Annotated in this window: 17 protein-coding genes; 2 read left to right on the top strand and 15 right to left on the bottom strand. The window is 45.4% G+C overall.

Features of this window, described 5'->3' with window-relative positions:
- The first annotated feature begins 51 nt into the window (after positions 1-51).
- Complete coding sequence (cosR, locus tag QTO06_RS01430) at positions 52-528, top strand: MarR family transcriptional regulator CosR (protein ID WP_005438864.1); 477 nt, start codon at positions 52-54, stop codon at positions 526-528.
- Between the two features lie 56 nt (positions 529-584).
- Here the strand turns inward: cosR and QTO06_RS01425 are convergent, their stop codons facing one another.
- The 6 genes from QTO06_RS01425 to QTO06_RS01400 all read right to left on the bottom strand — a co-directional run bounded on the left by QTO06_RS01425 (position 585) and on the right by QTO06_RS01400 (position 6,529).
- A complete protein-coding gene (locus QTO06_RS01425; RefSeq protein WP_038889999.1) occupies positions 585-1,223 on the bottom strand; it encodes a response regulator in 639 nt (212 codons plus the stop codon).
- Positions 1,216-2,571, bottom strand: a complete 1,356-nt coding sequence (locus QTO06_RS01420; protein ID WP_331406637.1) for a cache domain-containing protein — start codon at positions 2,569-2,571, stop codon at positions 1,216-1,218. Before QTO06_RS01420 ends, QTO06_RS01425 begins: the two co-directional genes overlap by 8 nt.
- A 116-nt stretch (positions 2,572-2,687) precedes the next feature.
- Positions 2,688-3,974 (bottom strand): TRAP transporter large permease, encoded by a 1,287-nt coding sequence (locus QTO06_RS01415; protein ID WP_331406636.1) that lies wholly within the window; start codon positions 3,972-3,974, stop codon positions 2,688-2,690.
- A 12-nt stretch (positions 3,975-3,986) separates the two neighbouring features.
- Entirely contained in the window at positions 3,987-4,526 is a 540-nt protein-coding gene (locus tag QTO06_RS01410; protein ID WP_010447628.1) for a TRAP transporter small permease subunit, read from the bottom strand.
- Between the two features lie 131 nt (positions 4,527-4,657).
- Complete coding sequence (locus QTO06_RS01405) at positions 4,658-5,752, bottom strand: TRAP transporter substrate-binding protein (RefSeq protein ID WP_331406635.1); 1,095 nt, start codon at positions 5,750-5,752, stop codon at positions 4,658-4,660.
- A gap of 414 nt (positions 5,753-6,166) precedes the next feature.
- Positions 6,167-6,529: a hypothetical protein gene (locus tag QTO06_RS01400; RefSeq protein ID WP_005438876.1), complete on the bottom strand. Its 363-nt coding sequence runs from the start codon at positions 6,527-6,529 to the stop codon at positions 6,167-6,169.
- Between the two features lie 271 nt (positions 6,530-6,800).
- On the opposite strand from QTO06_RS01400, the gene QTO06_RS01395 reads away from it, so the two are divergent.
- Positions 6,801-7,469 (top strand): DUF2982 domain-containing protein, encoded by a 669-nt coding sequence (locus QTO06_RS01395; RefSeq protein WP_331406634.1) that lies wholly within the window; start codon positions 6,801-6,803, stop codon positions 7,467-7,469.
- A 12-nt stretch (positions 7,470-7,481) separates the two neighbouring features.
- Here the strand turns inward: QTO06_RS01395 and QTO06_RS01390 are convergent, their stop codons facing one another.
- From QTO06_RS01390 to QTO06_RS01350, 9 genes are all read right to left on the bottom strand, one after another.
- Positions 7,482-8,138 carry an MBL fold metallo-hydrolase gene (locus QTO06_RS01390; RefSeq protein ID WP_005430620.1) on the bottom strand — a complete coding sequence of 219 codons (657 nt, stop codon included), beginning with the start codon at positions 8,136-8,138 and terminating at the stop codon, positions 7,482-7,484.
- 130 nt (positions 8,139-8,268) lie between these two features.
- A complete protein-coding gene (locus QTO06_RS01385) occupies positions 8,269-8,817 on the bottom strand; it encodes a DUF882 domain-containing protein (protein WP_331406632.1) in 549 nt (182 codons plus the stop codon).
- 170 nt (positions 8,818-8,987) lie between these two features.
- On the bottom strand, positions 8,988-10,580 hold the full coding sequence (locus QTO06_RS01380) for a L,D-transpeptidase family protein (protein WP_331406631.1): 1,593 nt from the start codon (positions 10,578-10,580) through the stop codon (positions 8,988-8,990).
- A gap of 104 nt (positions 10,581-10,684) precedes the next feature.
- Entirely contained in the window at positions 10,685-11,767 is a 1,083-nt protein-coding gene (locus tag QTO06_RS01375) for a DUF1513 domain-containing protein (protein WP_331406630.1), read from the bottom strand.
- Positions 11,748-12,782, bottom strand: a complete 1,035-nt coding sequence (locus tag QTO06_RS01370) for an imelysin family protein (protein ID WP_331406628.1) — start codon at positions 12,780-12,782, stop codon at positions 11,748-11,750. Before QTO06_RS01370 ends, QTO06_RS01375 begins: the two co-directional genes overlap by 20 nt.
- 10 nt (positions 12,783-12,792) lie before the next feature.
- Positions 12,793-14,175, bottom strand: a complete 1,383-nt coding sequence (locus QTO06_RS01365) for a di-heme oxidoreductase family protein (RefSeq protein ID WP_331406627.1) — start codon at positions 14,173-14,175, stop codon at positions 12,793-12,795.
- Between the two features lie 92 nt (positions 14,176-14,267).
- The gene (locus tag QTO06_RS01360) at positions 14,268-15,530 is read right to left on the bottom strand and encodes an imelysin family protein (protein ID WP_331406626.1); all 1,263 of its coding nucleotides are present in this window, start codon (positions 15,528-15,530) and stop codon (positions 14,268-14,270) included.
- A gap of 176 nt (positions 15,531-15,706) precedes the next feature.
- Positions 15,707-16,354 carry a GTP cyclohydrolase II gene (locus QTO06_RS01355; RefSeq protein WP_331406625.1) on the bottom strand — a complete coding sequence of 216 codons (648 nt, stop codon included), beginning with the start codon at positions 16,352-16,354 and terminating at the stop codon, positions 15,707-15,709.
- A gap of 229 nt (positions 16,355-16,583) precedes the next feature.
- A complete protein-coding gene (locus QTO06_RS01350) occupies positions 16,584-16,760 on the bottom strand; it encodes a hypothetical protein (RefSeq protein ID WP_009706892.1) in 177 nt (58 codons plus the stop codon).
- Between the last annotated feature and the right edge of the window lie 26 nt (positions 16,761-16,786).

The raw sequence follows: 16,786 nt of genomic DNA, 5'->3' as shown, positions 1-16,786 counted from the left end.
TTGAGTTAGTGTCGCCTCGTTACATGATCCCTTAATGACTGGATTACGAAATTGGAAAAGTACGAAGAAGTCTTGGTCTCGATTCGTCAGATCATCCGCGCTATTGATTTACATTCAAAGAAGTTGAGCAAAGAGTCTGGTTTGACGGCTCCTCAGTTGATTCTAATGCGTGCTATCAGTGAACTTGATAATGTCACTATCAAGCAATTGTCTAGCCATACCAACATGAGTCAGGCAACGGCTACGACTATTCTTGACCGTTTAGAGCGCAATCAACTTGTCGAACGACGCCGCAGCGTAGAAGACAAACGTAAAGTTCATGCTGTCTTGACGGAAAAAGGCCAAGAAGCACTTAAACAAGCTCCGACGCCATTGCAAGAACACTTCATCAGTCGCTTCCAAAAGCTTGAAGAGTGGGAGCAAAGCTTGCTGCTATCTTCTGTTCAGCGCATCTCTACCATGATGAACGCAGAAGACATCGATGTTGCGCCAATGCTTGAACTAGGTAGCATAACTAAACCAGAATAAGCTTCTTCTTTAGCGCTTATCACTCTTTCCCCGATGAGCGCTTTGTTATCCCTTCCCTACTCCGTTAATCCCGTTTCAAACGCGTATTTCGCCAACTCAGCTGTCGAGTGCAAATCCAATTTGTGTTTGATGTTATGACGATGCGTCTCTACCGTTCGATAACTGATATCCAAAAGCGTAGCAATCTTTTTACTGCTATGCCCTTGCGCGACCAATTTTAATACTGCTTCTTCACGACGGCTCAGTGGGTTGGGCTTTTGTGCCGCAGGTACCACATCTTGCGTAAACAAGGTTTGAGTGACCGATTCACAAAAATAAGTCGAACCTTGATTAACGGTTTTGATTGCTTGCACCATCTTCTCGGCTGAGATTTCTTTCAGCATGTAGCCCACAGCGCCAGCTTGCATCACCTTCATGATGTACTCACGGTTATCATGCATGGTTAACATCAAAATTTTGCTCTCTGGACGCTCTTCCTTAATCACACCCGTGGCTTCGATGCCATTCATGATGGGCATACTGATGTCCATAAGAATCACATCGGGGTTGAGCAATTTGGATACTTCAATCGCCTCAAGGCCATTGCTCGCGGTACCAATAACATCAATATCAGGCTCCAGCTCTAGACGCGCCATAAACCCATCGAGCACGACCTGATGATCATCCACTATCACCACACTAATTGGTTTATCCATAAACTAATCCATCCAAATCTAACAATACGGTGATTTCTGTCCCTAGCCCCGGTTCACTCATCAATTCAAACTCACCACCAATAAACTCCACACGCTCACGCATGTTACGCAAACCGATGCCTTGGCGGTGTACAGATTGATTGACCATAAAGCCAATGCCATCGTCACGTATGATCAATTGCAGCATATTGCCCATCTTTTGCAAAATTACCGTGACCTTTTTTGCCTTGGCGTGTTTCTCGATATTATTCAAAGACTCCTGAGCCACACGGTACAACGTGGTCGCCACTTCCGATTTCAGCTTGAGCTGTGCCGTATCAAAATGGCTATCGATATCCATACCTGAGTGAGAATGAAAGTCTTGCAGCAACGTCGAAAGCGCCGCTTCTAGGCCGATGTCATCCAAGGCACTTGGACGAAGCTGGTGCGAGATATGTCGTACTTCATTAATTGCGGTGATCAACGAGCGTTGAGATTTGTCGAGGTGGGATTTGAGCTTTTCATCTTCAATACGATCTCCCATCAAATCAAGGTGGCATTTGCTTGAAACCAATAATTGATTGATACCATCATGCAACTCTCTGGCTAGGTGCTTTTTCTCATCCTCTTGGAACATCACCGTTTTGTGGGCCAGTTCTTTAAGGTTTTTATCCGCTAAGCGATGCTCATGGAGGTTGATAGCGAGGGTTAAAACAATAATCACGGCGACAGTCACAACCAAAATCACAACTACGGTAAAGAACGTCGTTTCGATGTTCTGATTCACCGCAGCGCGCATGTTGGCAACTTCACGGCTCACATCCTCTATGTACAACCCCGTTCCAATCATCCAATCCCACTTATCAAGCCATGCGGCGTAGCTTAACTTAGGCACGACTTCACCTGTGGAGGGCTTCTGCCAAAGGTATTGATGGAAACCACCGCCAAGTTGGGCTTGATAAAGTAACGCCTCAATCAGGTGATCGCCGTTTTCATCTTGAATGTGAAGTAAGTTCTGCCCCACGAGTTCCGGCAGTATCGGATGGACTAAATTGGTACCGTGTTTATCGTAAGCGAAGAAGTAACCATCTGAGCCATATCGAAGGCGGTTCAGAATGGCTTTAACACGTTCTTTGGCAACATGTTCGTCGATAGTAGAGTCGTTATAGATGTGAGAAATCGCATCGAAAGCCAGATCAACGGTATCTTTCAATGCCACTTCTTTTGATTGAATCAGACTTTGGTGAAAGATCTCCACTTCGCGTTGACCCAGCGTTTTTGCTTGGTAGATGGAAATCCAACTGATGCTTGCTGACACCAAAACCACTGGGATCAATGCCAGCAAGATTAATTTGGCTTTGAGAGGCATCCCTTTCCTCCAATGAAACGCTGATTAGCTTAATAACTAATCAGCTTAACAACTTGTCTCAAAAGGTAGAAACTCTCAGGTCACAAAAACCTCGTTCCCCGATGACATCATGGCTTTTATGACATGCCGTAAAAGCCTGGGAAGAACAACAAGGAAGCCAGAACCACGATTTGAATCGCGATAAATGGCATAACGCCTCGATAGATATCACGAGTTGCCACACCCGTTGGTGCTACACCTTTCAAATAGAACAAGCTAAATCCAAATGGTGGCGTGAGGAATGAGGTTTGAAGGTTCATGGCAATAAGAATCGCAAACCACGTCATGTTGATGCCCATTAACTCGGCTACAGGCGCAATAATCGGCACGATGATGAAACAGATTTCTACAAAGTCGATAAAGAAACCGAGAATAAGAATCACCAACATGGTAATGATCAAAAAGCCCCACTTCTCACCCGGAAGCTCTAGCATCCACTCTTCTACCAAATAGTCGCCGCCCGTGTACGTAAATGCCATCGAGAAGGCCGTTGCACCCAGTAGAATCGCGAAAACCATCGCTGTGACTTTGACCGTCTCTTTTGAGGCTTCATACACCATTGACCAGCTGAACTGTTTGTAAAGTAGTGAAAGGACAATTGCACCAGCACCGCCTAGCGCCGCTGATTCTGTAGGAGTAGCAATACCAGCAAAAATAGAACCCAAAACCACAATGATCAGCGCTAAAGGTGGCAAAACGGCTTTGAGCGCGGTAATTACCTCTTCCTTACGGCTGATGGATTCATCACGTTCGATAGGTTGAGCTGCCTCTGGGTTGAGCTTGGCGTAAATCAAAATGTAGATAACGTACGCACCAACCAGCATTAAACCCGGCCAAACCGCGGCTTGGAAAAGGTCTCCGACTGGAACCCCCAGCACATCACCAAGAAGAATTAGAACAATAGAAGGCGGAATAATTTGCCCAAGCGTGCCTGACGCACAAATGGTGCCGCATGCCAAACCTTTGTCGTAGTTGTACTTAAGCATCACTGGCAAAGAGATCAACCCCATTGCCACTACTGATGCACCAACTACGCCCGTCGAAGCGGCAAGCAACGCACCAACCAAAACTGTTGAGATAGCGATACCGCCACGAATACCACCAAACAAACGTCCCATCGACTCAAGCAGTTGCTCAGCCAACCGGGTCTTTTGTAATACCAGCCCCATGAATACAAACAGCGGTACTGCCATCAGCACCGTGTTCTCCATGATGGATTGAATACGATATGGCATGAATGCAAACATCTCAATGCCTTCTGCCCATACGCCGAAAATTAATGCAATGCCACCAAAGGTAAAGGCAACAGGAAAACCAAGCAGTAGCGCAAACAGAGCTACAAAAAACATCACTATACCGATCATACTGACTTCCTTTTACGACTTACCGTTGTTACCGGCATAGATAAGATGAGGGTTAACAATTTTATTGATGGAATGAAGCAGTAAACCAACACCGCTGACCGCCATAAATAAGAATGACAATGGGATCATGCCTTTAATGATCCATCGATAAGGCAGGCCACCCGGGTCACCGGACGTTTCTCCGAGAGCGTAGCTCTCTTTGGCAAAATCGATACCGAACCAAGCAACCAATAGGCAGAATGGGAAAAGAAAAAGTAACGTGCCTAAGATATCGATGATGGATTGTGCTTTATAAGATAAGCGCTCATAGAAAATGTCTACTCGAACGTGACCACCGGATTTAATCGCGTATGGCACGCCCAATAAAAATACAGCGGAAAATAGATGCCACTCCATTTCTTGGAAGGCGATGGATACGTCATTAAACACGTAGCGCATAACAACGTCGTACACCACGTTCGCTAATAACAAAATAAATAGGATGCTGGATAACCACCCCAGAAAATCACCGAAGCGGTTAAAGATTCGCTCAATATAAATAAGGCTTCTCATTCCGAACTCCATGGAACGTGTGGGATTGGCTCCGCTGGTTCGCGGAGCACTTGTTATAGCCTTCTCTAAGAGAAGTTTTTCTTGGGCTTCTTTTGCTGGCTAAATCGTTCGAACTAGCCAGCATGTCGAAGTTATTGCTGAGCTTGGCTGTTTAGGTAAGCTCGGTGTGAGATATCAGACCAAGGACGCACTTGTTCGATGTAGCTTGCTTGAGATTCTTGAATCTCTTTCGCTAAAGCATCTTTTTCTGCATGCTGTTTTAGGAGACGAACGTTCGCTTCACGCAGTGCAGCAATCACCTCTGGTGGGAAGTCTTTCACTTGAACGTCTGGGTACTCTGATTGGATAGACGCCCAGTTTTTACCACTCTCATGCTTAGATTGCGTGTACATGTCGTACGCTGCTGCTTTCATCGCCACTTGAAGAATCGCTTTCAGATCATCCGGTAGACGCTCCCAAGTACGCTTGTTGACTAGGAATTGCAGCTCAGTGCCTGGCTCATGCCAACCTGTGTAGTAGTAAGGTGCAATTTTGTGGAAGCCCATACGCAAATCCAGAGATGGACCTACCCATTCCAACGCATCGATCGTACGACGCTCAAGCGAAGTGTATAGCTCGCCCGGTGCGATGTTGGTTGGCTTCGCACCTAGCTCAGCAAGGATTTCACCTGCGAAGCCCGGGATACGCATTTTCAGACCTTGTAGGTCATCGACTGATTTGATTTCTTTCTGGAACCAGCCACCCATTTGGGTATCCGTGTTACCACCAGGGAAAGATAATAGATTGTGCGGGGAGTAAACCTTTTCCATCAACTCCATACCGCCACCGTAGTAGAACCATGCGTATTGTTCTGTTGGCAACATACCGAAAGGCATAGAGGTAAAGTAAAGGGTGTTTGGTACTTTGCCTTTCCAGTAGTAAGAAGCCGAGTGCCCCATGTCGTATTGACCGGATTTCACCATATCAAACACACCAAGTGGTGCTTTGTGTTTGTTCGCAGAGTCAATGCGGATTTGTAAGCGTCCGTTTGACATTTCTTCTGCCATTTTTGCCATGTTCTTTGTTGCGTCACCAAAGATAGGGAAGTTTGGCCCCCACGTCTCCGCTAGTTTGAGGCGGTATACTTTGTCATCAGCAGCATGAGCAGAAGTTGCTACGAATGCCATCGTCACGACCATTGCTGTCGCCTTGAGCACTCGTTTCAGAGATTTTTGGATAAGACTCATCGTTCACGTCCTTTGTCACCAAGGTTATTGTTGTCATCCATTACATAAGGATTCGCTATAGAAGATGGGACATTACATGGAAGTAAGAAATGGGCATGAACACGCAACAAAAATGGCTTAGACGCGAGCCTTAGCCATTAGTATTACGTGGTTATACGTAGTCTTTTTAATATCAAATCGCAAGAATTTTTATTATTCAGATAGTTAATAGACTATTCGTCTCATCAAAATCTGATAAAGCACGTACGTAGTTGACTGCGAAAGAATTTACACAGTATTTAATAAAATGTGACAAATGACGGAATTGTATAGTTAGAATACTCAGTTAAAAATGAGCGAAAAGCGTTTTTTGGGCAAAAAAATACCCCGACTGGAGTCGAGGTATTCAATTAAGAAACAGAATTACAGCGGTAATTAAACTGCTTTATAGATAACTTTGTTACCTGCTAACTGCTCTTTTTGAACTAGGTTTTCTTCAAGAAGCTTCTTCAGTGCGCCAGTAGCCCATGATGCCGCTTTAGTGTCTTCTTGACCTGCAGCTAGACCAATACCTTTAGGGTTGATACCTTCAGCATTTGCTACAACGATATCTAGAACTTGTTGTTGCTTAGGAGTTAGTGCAACCTCAACAGTTTTCGCTGCAGCTACTTTCTTCTCAGCTACTGCTTTCTCAGCAACAGGTTTTGCCGCTTTTGGTGCCGCAGCTACGTTTGCTACTGTCGCTTTAATGCGTTTTTGCAGTTTCATCTGCACTTTACGCTTATGAGCAAGTCTCATTGAATATTTCTCCAGTTCACTGCATCTCAGCAGGGATGAAAATTTGAAGCGCGTTTTATACCAAAATTCATCAGCGATTTGTAGGTTTTAGCGGCGAAACGCGATGAAAAATGCGCTCACTGCATAGAACGTCTACTATTTAATCAGATAAATTGTGAACGGATTTATTGAATACTGGGTATAAAAACAGAGGTTCTTTGTTCTTGATAGGCAAACAAGTGAATATCGAGAAACATGTGTCTCAACACCATTGTTCATTGAGGTTGAAAGCATGGAAACGCTGCATCTAAGTAACTCACATTTCAAATCCGACTCCCCTATCAACAAACTGATCATGTTTATGGTCGTCACCATCACCATGTTTCTGGTTTTGATTGCACCGGGATGGAAGCAAGCGATGTTGTCGGTCGTACTGATGGCCATCATCGTTGGCTTTGCCATCATCATGATAAAAAAGAGCCAAGTCTCCTTCACCCTTACCGCCTCCCACTTTCAACAACACCTCTTTAAGGGCGGCTGGGTGGTACGTTGGAAAGACATCGACTCCATCGGCATTTGCACATACGAACAAGAAGGCTGGCACCAACCGCTTCCGTGGATCGGGATTCGGTTGAAGCATTACTCCCCTTATCTCAACGCGATTTGTCCACGTATCGCGACAGAAATCTTGCTTGGGCAAAGAGCGCTGCTTTATTTAGGAGCAAAACAAAATAATTGCGAAACAAAGTTTGAAGACATGGTGTTAGACCCCGCGCCTTACATCAATAAAGAAGGGATGCACTATGAGGGTCTACAAGCGATGCTAGCGAATAGAATGAAATATCAAAGGCGATTTTATGGCTACGACGTGTTTATCTCAGCCAGTGATTTGGATAGAGAAGCGGAAGAGTTTGTGGGGTTGGCTCGACGTTACCTAGCGGCCGCCGAGCCAGATGCTTAATTCAGAAACGCCTTAGTAAAGCGGCATTTCGTCAGCAACAAACGGGTTAGTTTTGCGCTCGTGACCAAATGTCGACTGTGGACCATGACCTGGTACGAAAGTAACATCGTTGCCGAGAGGCCATAACTTCTCTTTGATCGAGCTAATAAGCGTGTTGAAATCACCTTGTGGGAAATCTGTACGACCAACGCTACCGTTAAACAGAACGTCGCCGACAAACGCCAAGCGTGCTTCTTCGCTGTAAAGCACTACGTGACCTGGCGTATGACCCGGAGTGTGAATCACGTTCAGGGTTTGATTACCAAAAGTGACCTTGTCACCTTCATTTAGCCATTGATGCGGTTCAAATGCTTCAGTCAGTGGGAAACCAAACATTTGGCTTTGGCCTTCTAAACCTTGCAACCAGAAGTTATCTGCCTTGTGAGGGCCAACAATCTCAGTACCACCTAACAGTGCAGACAGTGGCTCTGTACCACCAACGTGGTCTAAGTGGCCGTGTGTTAGCACTAGGTTTACTACTTCAACACCCAGTTCTTTGATCAGCATTGCGAGTTGCTTTTCATCACCACCTGGATCAACCACAATGCCCTTCATGGTTTCGTCACACCAGACGATAGAACAGTTTTGAGAGAAAGATGTTACTGGAACAACTTGGTATTTCAGAGCCATAGATAACCTATACCGAATAAATTTGCATGAAAACTGCCGCAACTATGACACTAAGCCCTAGTGACTTCAAGCTTTGTACCATGGGTAATAGGCGACGTTCTGAGACGAGGAACCCTGTCTCAACTTGGCACTACCAAGAACGAACAGCACCCGTATCGATATGAACAAAGTTACTGCGTGGATAATAACCCACACCACCAGCTTTTAGGCTTAATGCCGCATCTCGAACTGTTGAAAGCTTCACGCCATCTAAACGGAAATCAATGGCCTTTCCTTCCATGTGCATGCTCTTTTTCGCCACACCTGAAGAACCGTTACGCAATGATGCGTTAGTCAATGGAGAGCGGTAGCCAGAGATCACAATCACCTCAGCTTCCGTACCAATCAACTTTTGGATTTGGCTGATTTGATCGAACAGACGTCGGTCCATTGGATGAACTTCATTACGGCGATGATCACGACAAAACTGATCAAGACGCTTGAGCTCTTCGTCGACATAATTTGTTCCATTGAAATAGCACGACTCTAACAGCTCACCAGTATTGAGATTATTCATCGCGAGTACGCGAGGTTTATCCGGCAGAGATGCCCAAGACATGGTTGGCATTGCTGAAGCAACAACGACACCACCAGCGCTCATTTTAAGAAAATCACGACGGGAAAAATTACGACTTACCATGAAAATACTGCTCAATTACTGTACGAGCAGCGGACATTACCGAAACCAATTTAACGCGTCAATTGCATAAATCGGTCCGGCTTGTCGTTTTTAGGCTGGTTTTTCTGTTTACTTATTGAACAGAAAACAGATTTTATGAATTGTAAATTTTTTTAAATTGAGAACGAATCTCACCCTTGATCATCGTATTGATAAATGTCATCACGGTAGTACAAGGTGCCCTCTTCCAACCATGCGGTTTGATAGATGATATGCACTTGAATTCGTTCACTAAGCGGTACTGAGGTGTTAGAGCGACGACCATTTTGACGCTTCTTAGCTAGCCTTTCTTCCAGACCCTGTGTCTTGAAGAGTAACTCTGCCAATTGGTCAGCATGTTCGACACGAACGCAACCAGAACTGAACGCTCGACGATCCTGATTGAACAGGTTTTTACTTGGTGTGTCGTGCAAGTAGATCGCTTGTGGGTTCGGCATATTGAATTTATACAGGCCCAAAGCATTGTGTGAACCAGATGACTGTCTCATACGATATGGGAAAGTTTTTGGGTTCACGGTAGCCCAGTTGATGGTTGTTGGATCAATGATCTCCCGTGATGTCCAAGAGCGAATAATCTGGATGTTGTGTTGCATCAGATACATCGGATTGCGTTTCACCTTTGGAATGATGTCTTTCACCATGATCTTCCACGGCACATTCCAAGTAGGGTTTAAGATCACTGAGTCCAATGTACCTGTCATGATTGGCGTTTTACGTGATGCTTTTCCTACAACGACTTTAGATTCAAACAGCGGCTGTCCATCATGCCAGTAAGTCACTTCATATCCGGGAACGTTCACGAATACCACGTTGTCTCGCTCTTTTGCCCAAATACGAGAACGCTCGGCGTTCAAGGCTAATGAGTGCAAACGTTGCTGTGGTGAGAAGTTAATCCAGCGAATCGTATTGGGACCGATGATGCCATCTTGTTTCAAGCCATGAATGCGTTGAAACTCCATCACCGCGAGCTCTAGGTTTTCATCATAGAGTGTGGTTTCCGTATCCAAATGTCCCACATCAACACCCACAATCTGCATCCGAGCAATCATGCTGGCTTTATCAAACAACTCATCGCCAACTCGGGCTAAGCGTTGATCTTGTTGATAAAGAGGGAACTCAAACTTGGCGTAAGTGGACAAAGATGCATACGCGGTATTGAACGATTCGTCCATTTGTAAAGGTGAGCGCAACTCATTAAGGAACTCGTCTAACTTTCCGACTGTGATTTCATTGCTCAGTAACGAGAGCGTCTCAATACTCGGCGCAGGGAAGCTAACATTACCTTTGTTCGCAAATAACCAATGGATGCCCTCTTCTGGAACCTGCTCTAGGTACGAAAGATACATGAGCAATGAGTCACTCATTACAAGATCAAAATCAAGCTTGTCGCCTTGTTCACGCACTTGTTCTATGCGGCGCAGTTGGTTGTCAACCTCTTGAGTCACATCTGCTAATGCAACGAGCTTAAGCTGAAAAAGGAGTTGTTCTACATCGCTTTCGTTTTCCCAGTTCAAGCGATAATTAGTGCTTTGATACAGTTGATCAATTACATCTGGGTAATGGATCATTTTTTCAACAGACAGCTGTTCAACTGCCCCCTCTTGCTCTGTTTGTGCAGAAGCATCGAGAGAAACTACTGTTGAAAAGCTGCAAAACGGCACCAAAAGTGCCGTTATCATTAGGAATCTAGCAATCACTAAAACGATCCTTCCGTTACATGCCATAAAAAAAGTATGGCAAATATCTCACGGGTTGCAGCTTTAAAATTAAGAATCTGAAGACGAAAACGACAACAAAATTCTCAATAAGTGCCTACTCAATGATCTTTCTAGATAATTCTCGACCAATGGTTATCCCATTGCACACCACTTGCGAAGGTATTTTTTGACTCTTCAGGCCTTTGCTCTACCACTTTTCCCGCCCCAGAACTTACTCGAAATTCATCGCCGTAGATCACAACACCAGAGGCGTCTGGTAACGCACTTAGCTCTACCAATTTGCCAGTAGATTTAGACCATATACCATAGCAACTGCCCGGAGGCGAAGTGGCTAAGATCCATTCATCGGTTGCTGCAATACTCGCAACGTAGTGATTGAAACGCGCCCACTCTTCAGGCTCAGCTTGAAGAGCTTGCATTTCACCACCACGCATGTGCAAGGCGATCAAGGCTGGATACTCGTCCGGCTCACCACGATATTGCTGACCACAAAGCACGGTTTCCGCACCATCATGGGCTAAGTGGCGAATACTCAACTTATGATCCGGTAAAGACACTTGATCCAGTAACTTACCTTCCTGGGAAAGGTAACTAAGGCTAGGTCTCATGCTATCAAGATTGAGAGGTTCACGCCCGTTAGTGTGTACGCCACCGACGCCAATCGCTAGTGCGCCATCGGGCATCATGATCACTTCATGAGGGCCAAGGCCAAAACCCGTTAACTCATCGATCTTTTGATATTGCTTCTGCACATCATAAACACCAATGATCCCAAGACTTGTCCCCCTCTCACCTTCTGTGGCAAATAGCAACGTGCCATCATGGGAGTAAACCCCATGCCCATAGAAATGGCGATTTGGCTTTGCTAGTTGCAGTTTGATCATCTGCTCTGAGCGATAATCAAACACCATGAAGAAAGTACCTGGCCGACGACCAAAAACTACGGCGTGGCCTTGTTGGTTTGTTGCTACACCATGTCCACGCTCAGGAATCGGTAATGAAGATAGCGGCATACCATGCTCATCCGCTACCACCGCTGCATATTTATCTCTGCCAATGATAGAGCAGCCGATCAACGCAGGCTCACGTGAGCTTGTTGAAGCACAACCAAATGGCATCATAGGTGTAGCCGCCCCAAATAGAGCGGCTTTCAGTAATTTTCGGCGGGTTTGATCAGTCACCATCGGTTGCATTAAATCCTATAACCACGCCCAGCTCGATCGCTACTTCTTCGTGAATCAGGTACTTCAATTGCTCTAGCTTATTGTATTGAGCGAGCACCATGCGATAGCCTTCTTTTGTTTGTAGTGCAGCAAACAAGCTCTTATCTTCTGGCCAAGTTTCTAACGCCATTTCGAACTGATGAACAACACGGTCTGCGAGATCTGCATGGCCTTGCTCTCTAAGTAGCGCATCTAGACCATTCCCGTTAGCAAAGTACAACGCTTCCATCCCTTGAAGGTTGGCTTTTAAGTTTGAAAGCGAGGTCTCTGAACGCCACGATTCTGAAAAATACGGGCGAGGCTTACCAATCTTCGCTAGCGGTCGGCTCAACTTCTTCATGCTGTATTCAAGCTGATTAGAGAGCAGTGAAATGTACTCAGATTCCCATTCCGTCATCTCCAGCGATTTCCAAGGATTCTCTGCCCAAGAATCCGCGATGATCTGCGCTTTATTATCAAGGTTTTCTGCAATCGAAACGCCTGTCGCACAGGTATTACTGTTGCTAGATAAGGTCGACGCTTTATCGTAAAGCAGCCATTCCAATGCCCCTAAACCTTGCACGGTGACGCTTTGGGTTGAGATATCTTCTGCACTCCAAGCTTGATCAGATTTCGTCAATACAGACATTTTACGACCAGTGGTGTTCTTTTTATCTGGCCAAAACTGAACATTCCAGCTTTGCTCCAATGCCGTAGCAGGGCCACGTTCTTGACCTTGTAATGCCATCCACGCAAGCATAGTTTGATGCCATTGCTGTTTTACTTGTGCATCATCTTTCGACGATGCGCAGTAATCTGCGAAGTGTTGTTCAAGCTCTGTGGTTTGCGCTAAAAACGTCTGAGCTGATTGAAACTCGACCTCGTACACGCTTTGAGAAATATGACTTGTACTCTCAGGCTTGGCAGAGTTCGAACCGATGGTCGATTGGCAACCAACCAAACTTAACGTTGCGGCAATCGCACTCACTAACAGTGTTTTTTTCACGGTTGCTTCCTTATAGAGAATTCAGAAACGCAATCAATGCGTCACGTTCTTTTTTGTTCAGTGCTAAGACGTTTTGTTTCGCCGTTTCAGCTTCGCCGCCGTGCCACAACACCGCTTCCATCAGGTTACGAGCGCGGCCATCATGTAAGAAGTAAGTGTGTCCGTTTACTTCTTCGGTATAACCAATACCCCACAGAGGTGCCGTTCGCCATTCACGGCCGTTTGCTAAGTATTCCGGACGGTTATCGGCTAAGCCTTCACCCATGTCGTGCAGAAGCATGTCTGTATATGGGTGGATAAGCTGCTCAGAAAGCGCTGGTAAATCTGGTCGCTTGGCCGTTTTGACACTAGTCTTATGGCAGCTTTCACAGCCGGACGCAGCAAAGATTTGCTGACCAAGTTTCACGCTAGGGTCATTGACGTTACGGCGAATAGGTACGGCTAAGTGCTGGCTGTAAAACTCCACGAAGTCGAGAATGTTCTTACTCACTTCCGGCTTGCCGCCATTTGGCATGTCGTCACAATTGCTTTGTTTCGAGGTGCAGTTCTCGTTCGGGAATAAATGGCTCGTCAGACCCACATCACCATTGAATGCCGCCGCATTTTGCTGCATTAGCGTCGGTTGTCCGGCTTTCCAGCCAAAACGACCAATCGAGAAATCGTCCTTCTCAATATCCCACACCTTGTTTACTTTGCCTGAGATACCATCTTTGTTGGCATCTTGTTCATCAGCCCAAGCGAGTAGCGTTTCGTCGGGAATACTCTCCAACAAACCAAGACCGATCATTGGCGGTGCCACGCGTGCTGAGAACTCGGTATCTGGGTGCATATCGCCATAACCCAGATCGGTAATGTTTAAATGAGGTTTTCTTAGTGTCATCGTCGTACCGTCTTTAAATTTCACTGGTACATCGGTGTAAGTGATTTCGATTTTGCCTTCTGGCGTTTGATCTTGCAGGGCGAAATCTTGAAGTTGGCCACCATAAGTCGGTTCAGGTATGCCACCGTCTTTGATGTAGGCTTTCTTTTGTTCTGGCGTCATCGCAGGAATGCTCAAGCGCACTAACATAGACACAGCATGTAAATCATCTTTCTCTGGTGGATGACCACGACCGTCTTTGATGTGACAGTTCTGACAACCATTAGTGTTGAAAAGCGGTCCTAGGCCATCACGGGCGTCCGTTGACGCTGGCGCTTGTACCCAAGGGTTACGGAAAAAGCTGTTACCTACGCTAAAGTCGAGGCGTTTACTCATCGGCAGGTTGGCAGCCGGAAGAGAATAGGCATTCGCGCCATCTTTTTTAACACTGGTTTTGCCACCAGACTTAACATCGTAAGCCATGGCAGAAGAAGAAAGGATCGCGGCTAGCGCAGAAATTAGGTATGGCTTCATATCATTGCTCTACATATACAACAAGGGTGATAACAACGAGCTCAAACGGCAAAAGGGCTCACAAAGAGCCCTTATTTATTATGGTTTTCTTATTAAAACTCGTGGTCAGCGGTATCAGGGCTTAGGCTGTCGATGCCGACAATGTTTGCCGCTCGCTCAATCGCACTGGTTTGTGCTACCAACGACATGATGGTGTCGTTAACTAGCGCGTTGCCTTGTGCGTTACCCGCCGCAATTAGTTGGTCAAAGTGCAGGTTGTTCTTCTCTGCAGAAGTCACTAGCTCACCAACTTGGCTACGTGTTGTATCAAACTGCTTTTGAATTTCGGTCGCGGCTTTCTTGTCTTTTTGAGCAACAAGATCAGCAATACTTGGACCAGATAGCTCTTTGCCGTTTACACCTTTGTATGTACCTGTGTAAACGTTGTAGATGCCTTGCTCATTGTAGTAGTGAGAGTTGTGCGTGTTATCTGAGAAACAATCGTGCTCGTCTTCAGTCGAGTTCGCTTCTAGTGCCACCTTCATACGCTCACCCGCTAGCTCACCTAGAGAAAGAGAACCCATGCCGAACAGCATCTTACGAATACCATTATCAGCAGATTCGTTCAGTAGCTCTTCACGGTAGTTGCCTTTCACTTCTGCAGACCACTGCTTTTCCATCCACTCTAGGTCTTGAACCAGTAGATCAGCGGCCGCTTTTAGGTACTCACCACGACGATCGCAATGACCATTCGTACACTCAGAACCGACAACGAAATCAGTGTAAGCACGTTGACCTGCACCCGCGTTAGTGCCGTTTAGGTCTTGGCCCCAAAGCAAGAATTCAATCGCGTGGTAACCTGATGCAACGTTTGCCTCAGAGCCGCCTACTTCGTTTAGGTCTGCTAGCAATTCTGGTGTGATTTTTGAAACGTCCAGTTTAGAAGCACCAATCTGTAGGCTAGTGTTTGCGATGATGTTTGCAGCCGCACCTTCGTTACCCAGTTCGTATTGGTAATCCGCCGCTACGTAGTCGATCAGACCTTCATCAAGTGGCCACGCGTTTAACTGACCTTCCCAATCGTCAACAATCGCGTTACCAAAACGGAAAACTTCAGACTGTTGGTAAGGAACGCGAGAATCGAGCCAAGCTTGTTTTACTTCTTCAAGCTTTTTCGCTGATGGTGCTTTTAGGAATTCGTCGATTTTTACATCCAGCGCTTTCGCTGTTGTTACTGAATCAGCAAACACAGCATGGGCAACGTCCGCGTAATGTTCGACAACTTGTTGTTTAGTTACTGTAGCAGCAACGGTAGAACCACTGGCAATGAGGAGTGATGCAGCAATAGATTGGACTAAAACTGTTTTTGCATTCATCTGAAGCATCCTTGTTGAGCATTTTAATTATCGTATTGGTAGTGCTAATTATTCTTATTTGCACTTCTAATCCCGAGATAATACAAATTTACAATTTATTTGCAACTCCAGATACAAAAAAAGCCTCATAAAAACGAGGCCGTTAGAATGTTTTATTGTCAGTTTTATCTTTAGGATTAAACCTTTAGGTGATGTTTCCCGTGAGAAACTTTCGCCTTCAGGTAATTTTCATTGCCATCTTTGATGTGTGCAGAAGTGTTGACAACTTCTGAAATTTCGATTCCGTATTCCGATAACTCACGGATCTTCTTAGGATTATTCGTTACCAAACGAATCTTACTAACACCCAATGCTTCTAGCATTTGTGCTGCTTCTGTGAAGTCACGCAGGTCATCATCGAAACCCAAATGATTATTCGCTTCGTAGGTGTTCATGCCTTGGCTTTGCAAGCGGTAAGCATCAATCTTGTTGTATAGACCAATACCACGCCCTTCTTGGCGAAGGTAAAGGATGATGCCACCTGATTCGCCCATACGATTAATGGTCTCTTCTAGTTGCTCACCACAGTCACAGCGTGAAGAGTGGAACACATCGCCAGTCAAACACTCAGAATGCATGCGAACTAATGGCATGTCCTGAGTTTGGTCTGCTTGTTTGAAGATAATCGCAACATGCTCTTTATCTGTCTTCAGACCATGGAAAGACAGGATTTCGGCATCAATGTTACTTTTAGCCCCGACTTTAAAATCTACTCTGGCACGTACTTCCGCCATATCTACACTCACTCGATTTATTGCTTGATGCATTTTCGTTATCGCATTCATGGGATTGCTCTCATTTGCTCTTCAACTATGGGGATTGATACCGCATTTTTCAATGTTGAGATCACAAAGAACCCTATTCTTATTCATGACAAGCTGGGAAATCCTGTTCGGACACTTCCCGCTAGCCGACTTTACAAATGTTATAATATAACATTTATGATTAACTACAATAAAAAAACCCCAGACAAATTTGCCTGGGGTTTCGAAAGCATTAGTTGAACAATTGATTTTAGTGCGTTTGGCTGCGCTTCCATACGGCGAGCTCAATCCAAACCGCTTCAAGTTCTTGAATCTCTTCGTCGGTTAAAACGGCGAGTGTAGAAGTGACTTGTGGCAGCTTCGGTGACTGCAATGCACGAATCTGCGAATAAAAGTCCTTTTTTAATTGCGATATAACTGAATCCACTGCGTACACCTATTCAATCTTTTATT

It is taken from the genome of Vibrio sp. M260121 (assembly GCF_036533715.1).
Lineage (GTDB): Bacteria > Pseudomonadota > Gammaproteobacteria > Enterobacterales > Vibrionaceae > Vibrio.
This window is presented reverse-complemented; position numbering and strand designations above follow the sequence as displayed.

Bases quoted from the DNA above. Each gene is read 5' to 3' on its own strand.
- QTO06_RS01420 (WP_331406637.1), bottom strand. From the start codon at position 2,571: ATGCCTCTCAAAGCCAAATTAATCTTGCTGGCATTGATCCCAGTGGTT.
- QTO06_RS01390 (WP_005430620.1), bottom strand. From the start codon at position 8,138: ATGGCTCTGAAATACCAAGTTGTTCCAGTAACATCTTTCTCTCAAAAC.
- QTO06_RS01360 (WP_331406626.1), bottom strand. From the start codon at position 15,530: ATGAATGCAAAAACAGTTTTAGTCCAATCTATTGCTGCATCACTCCTC.
- QTO06_RS01405 (WP_331406635.1), bottom strand. From the start codon at position 5,752: ATGAGTCTTATCCAAAAATCTCTGAAACGAGTGCTCAAGGCGACAGCA.
- QTO06_RS01395 (WP_331406634.1), top strand. From the start codon at position 6,801: ATGGAAACGCTGCATCTAAGTAACTCACATTTCAAATCCGACTCCCCT.
- QTO06_RS01415 (WP_331406636.1), bottom strand. From the start codon at position 3,974: ATGATCGGTATAGTGATGTTTTTTGTAGCTCTGTTTGCGCTACTGCTT.
- QTO06_RS01385 (WP_331406632.1), bottom strand. From the start codon at position 8,817: ATGGTAAGTCGTAATTTTTCCCGTCGTGATTTTCTTAAAATGAGCGCT.
- QTO06_RS01380 (WP_331406631.1), bottom strand. From the start codon at position 10,580: ATGGCATGTAACGGAAGGATCGTTTTAGTGATTGCTAGATTCCTAATG.
- QTO06_RS01410 (WP_010447628.1), bottom strand. From the start codon at position 4,526: ATGAGAAGCCTTATTTATATTGAGCGAATCTTTAACCGCTTCGGTGAT.
- QTO06_RS01375 (WP_331406630.1), bottom strand. From the start codon at position 11,767: ATGCAACCGATGGTGACTGATCAAACCCGCCGAAAATTACTGAAAGCC.
- QTO06_RS01365 (WP_331406627.1), bottom strand. From the start codon at position 14,175: ATGAAGCCATACCTAATTTCTGCGCTAGCCGCGATCCTTTCTTCTTCT.
- QTO06_RS01425 (WP_038889999.1), bottom strand. From the start codon at position 1,223: ATGGATAAACCAATTAGTGTGGTGATAGTGGATGATCATCAGGTCGTG.
- QTO06_RS01355 (WP_331406625.1), bottom strand. From the start codon at position 16,354: ATGAATGCGATAACGAAAATGCATCAAGCAATAAATCGAGTGAGTGTA.
- QTO06_RS01400 (WP_005438876.1), bottom strand. From the start codon at position 6,529: ATGAGACTTGCTCATAAGCGTAAAGTGCAGATGAAACTGCAAAAACGC.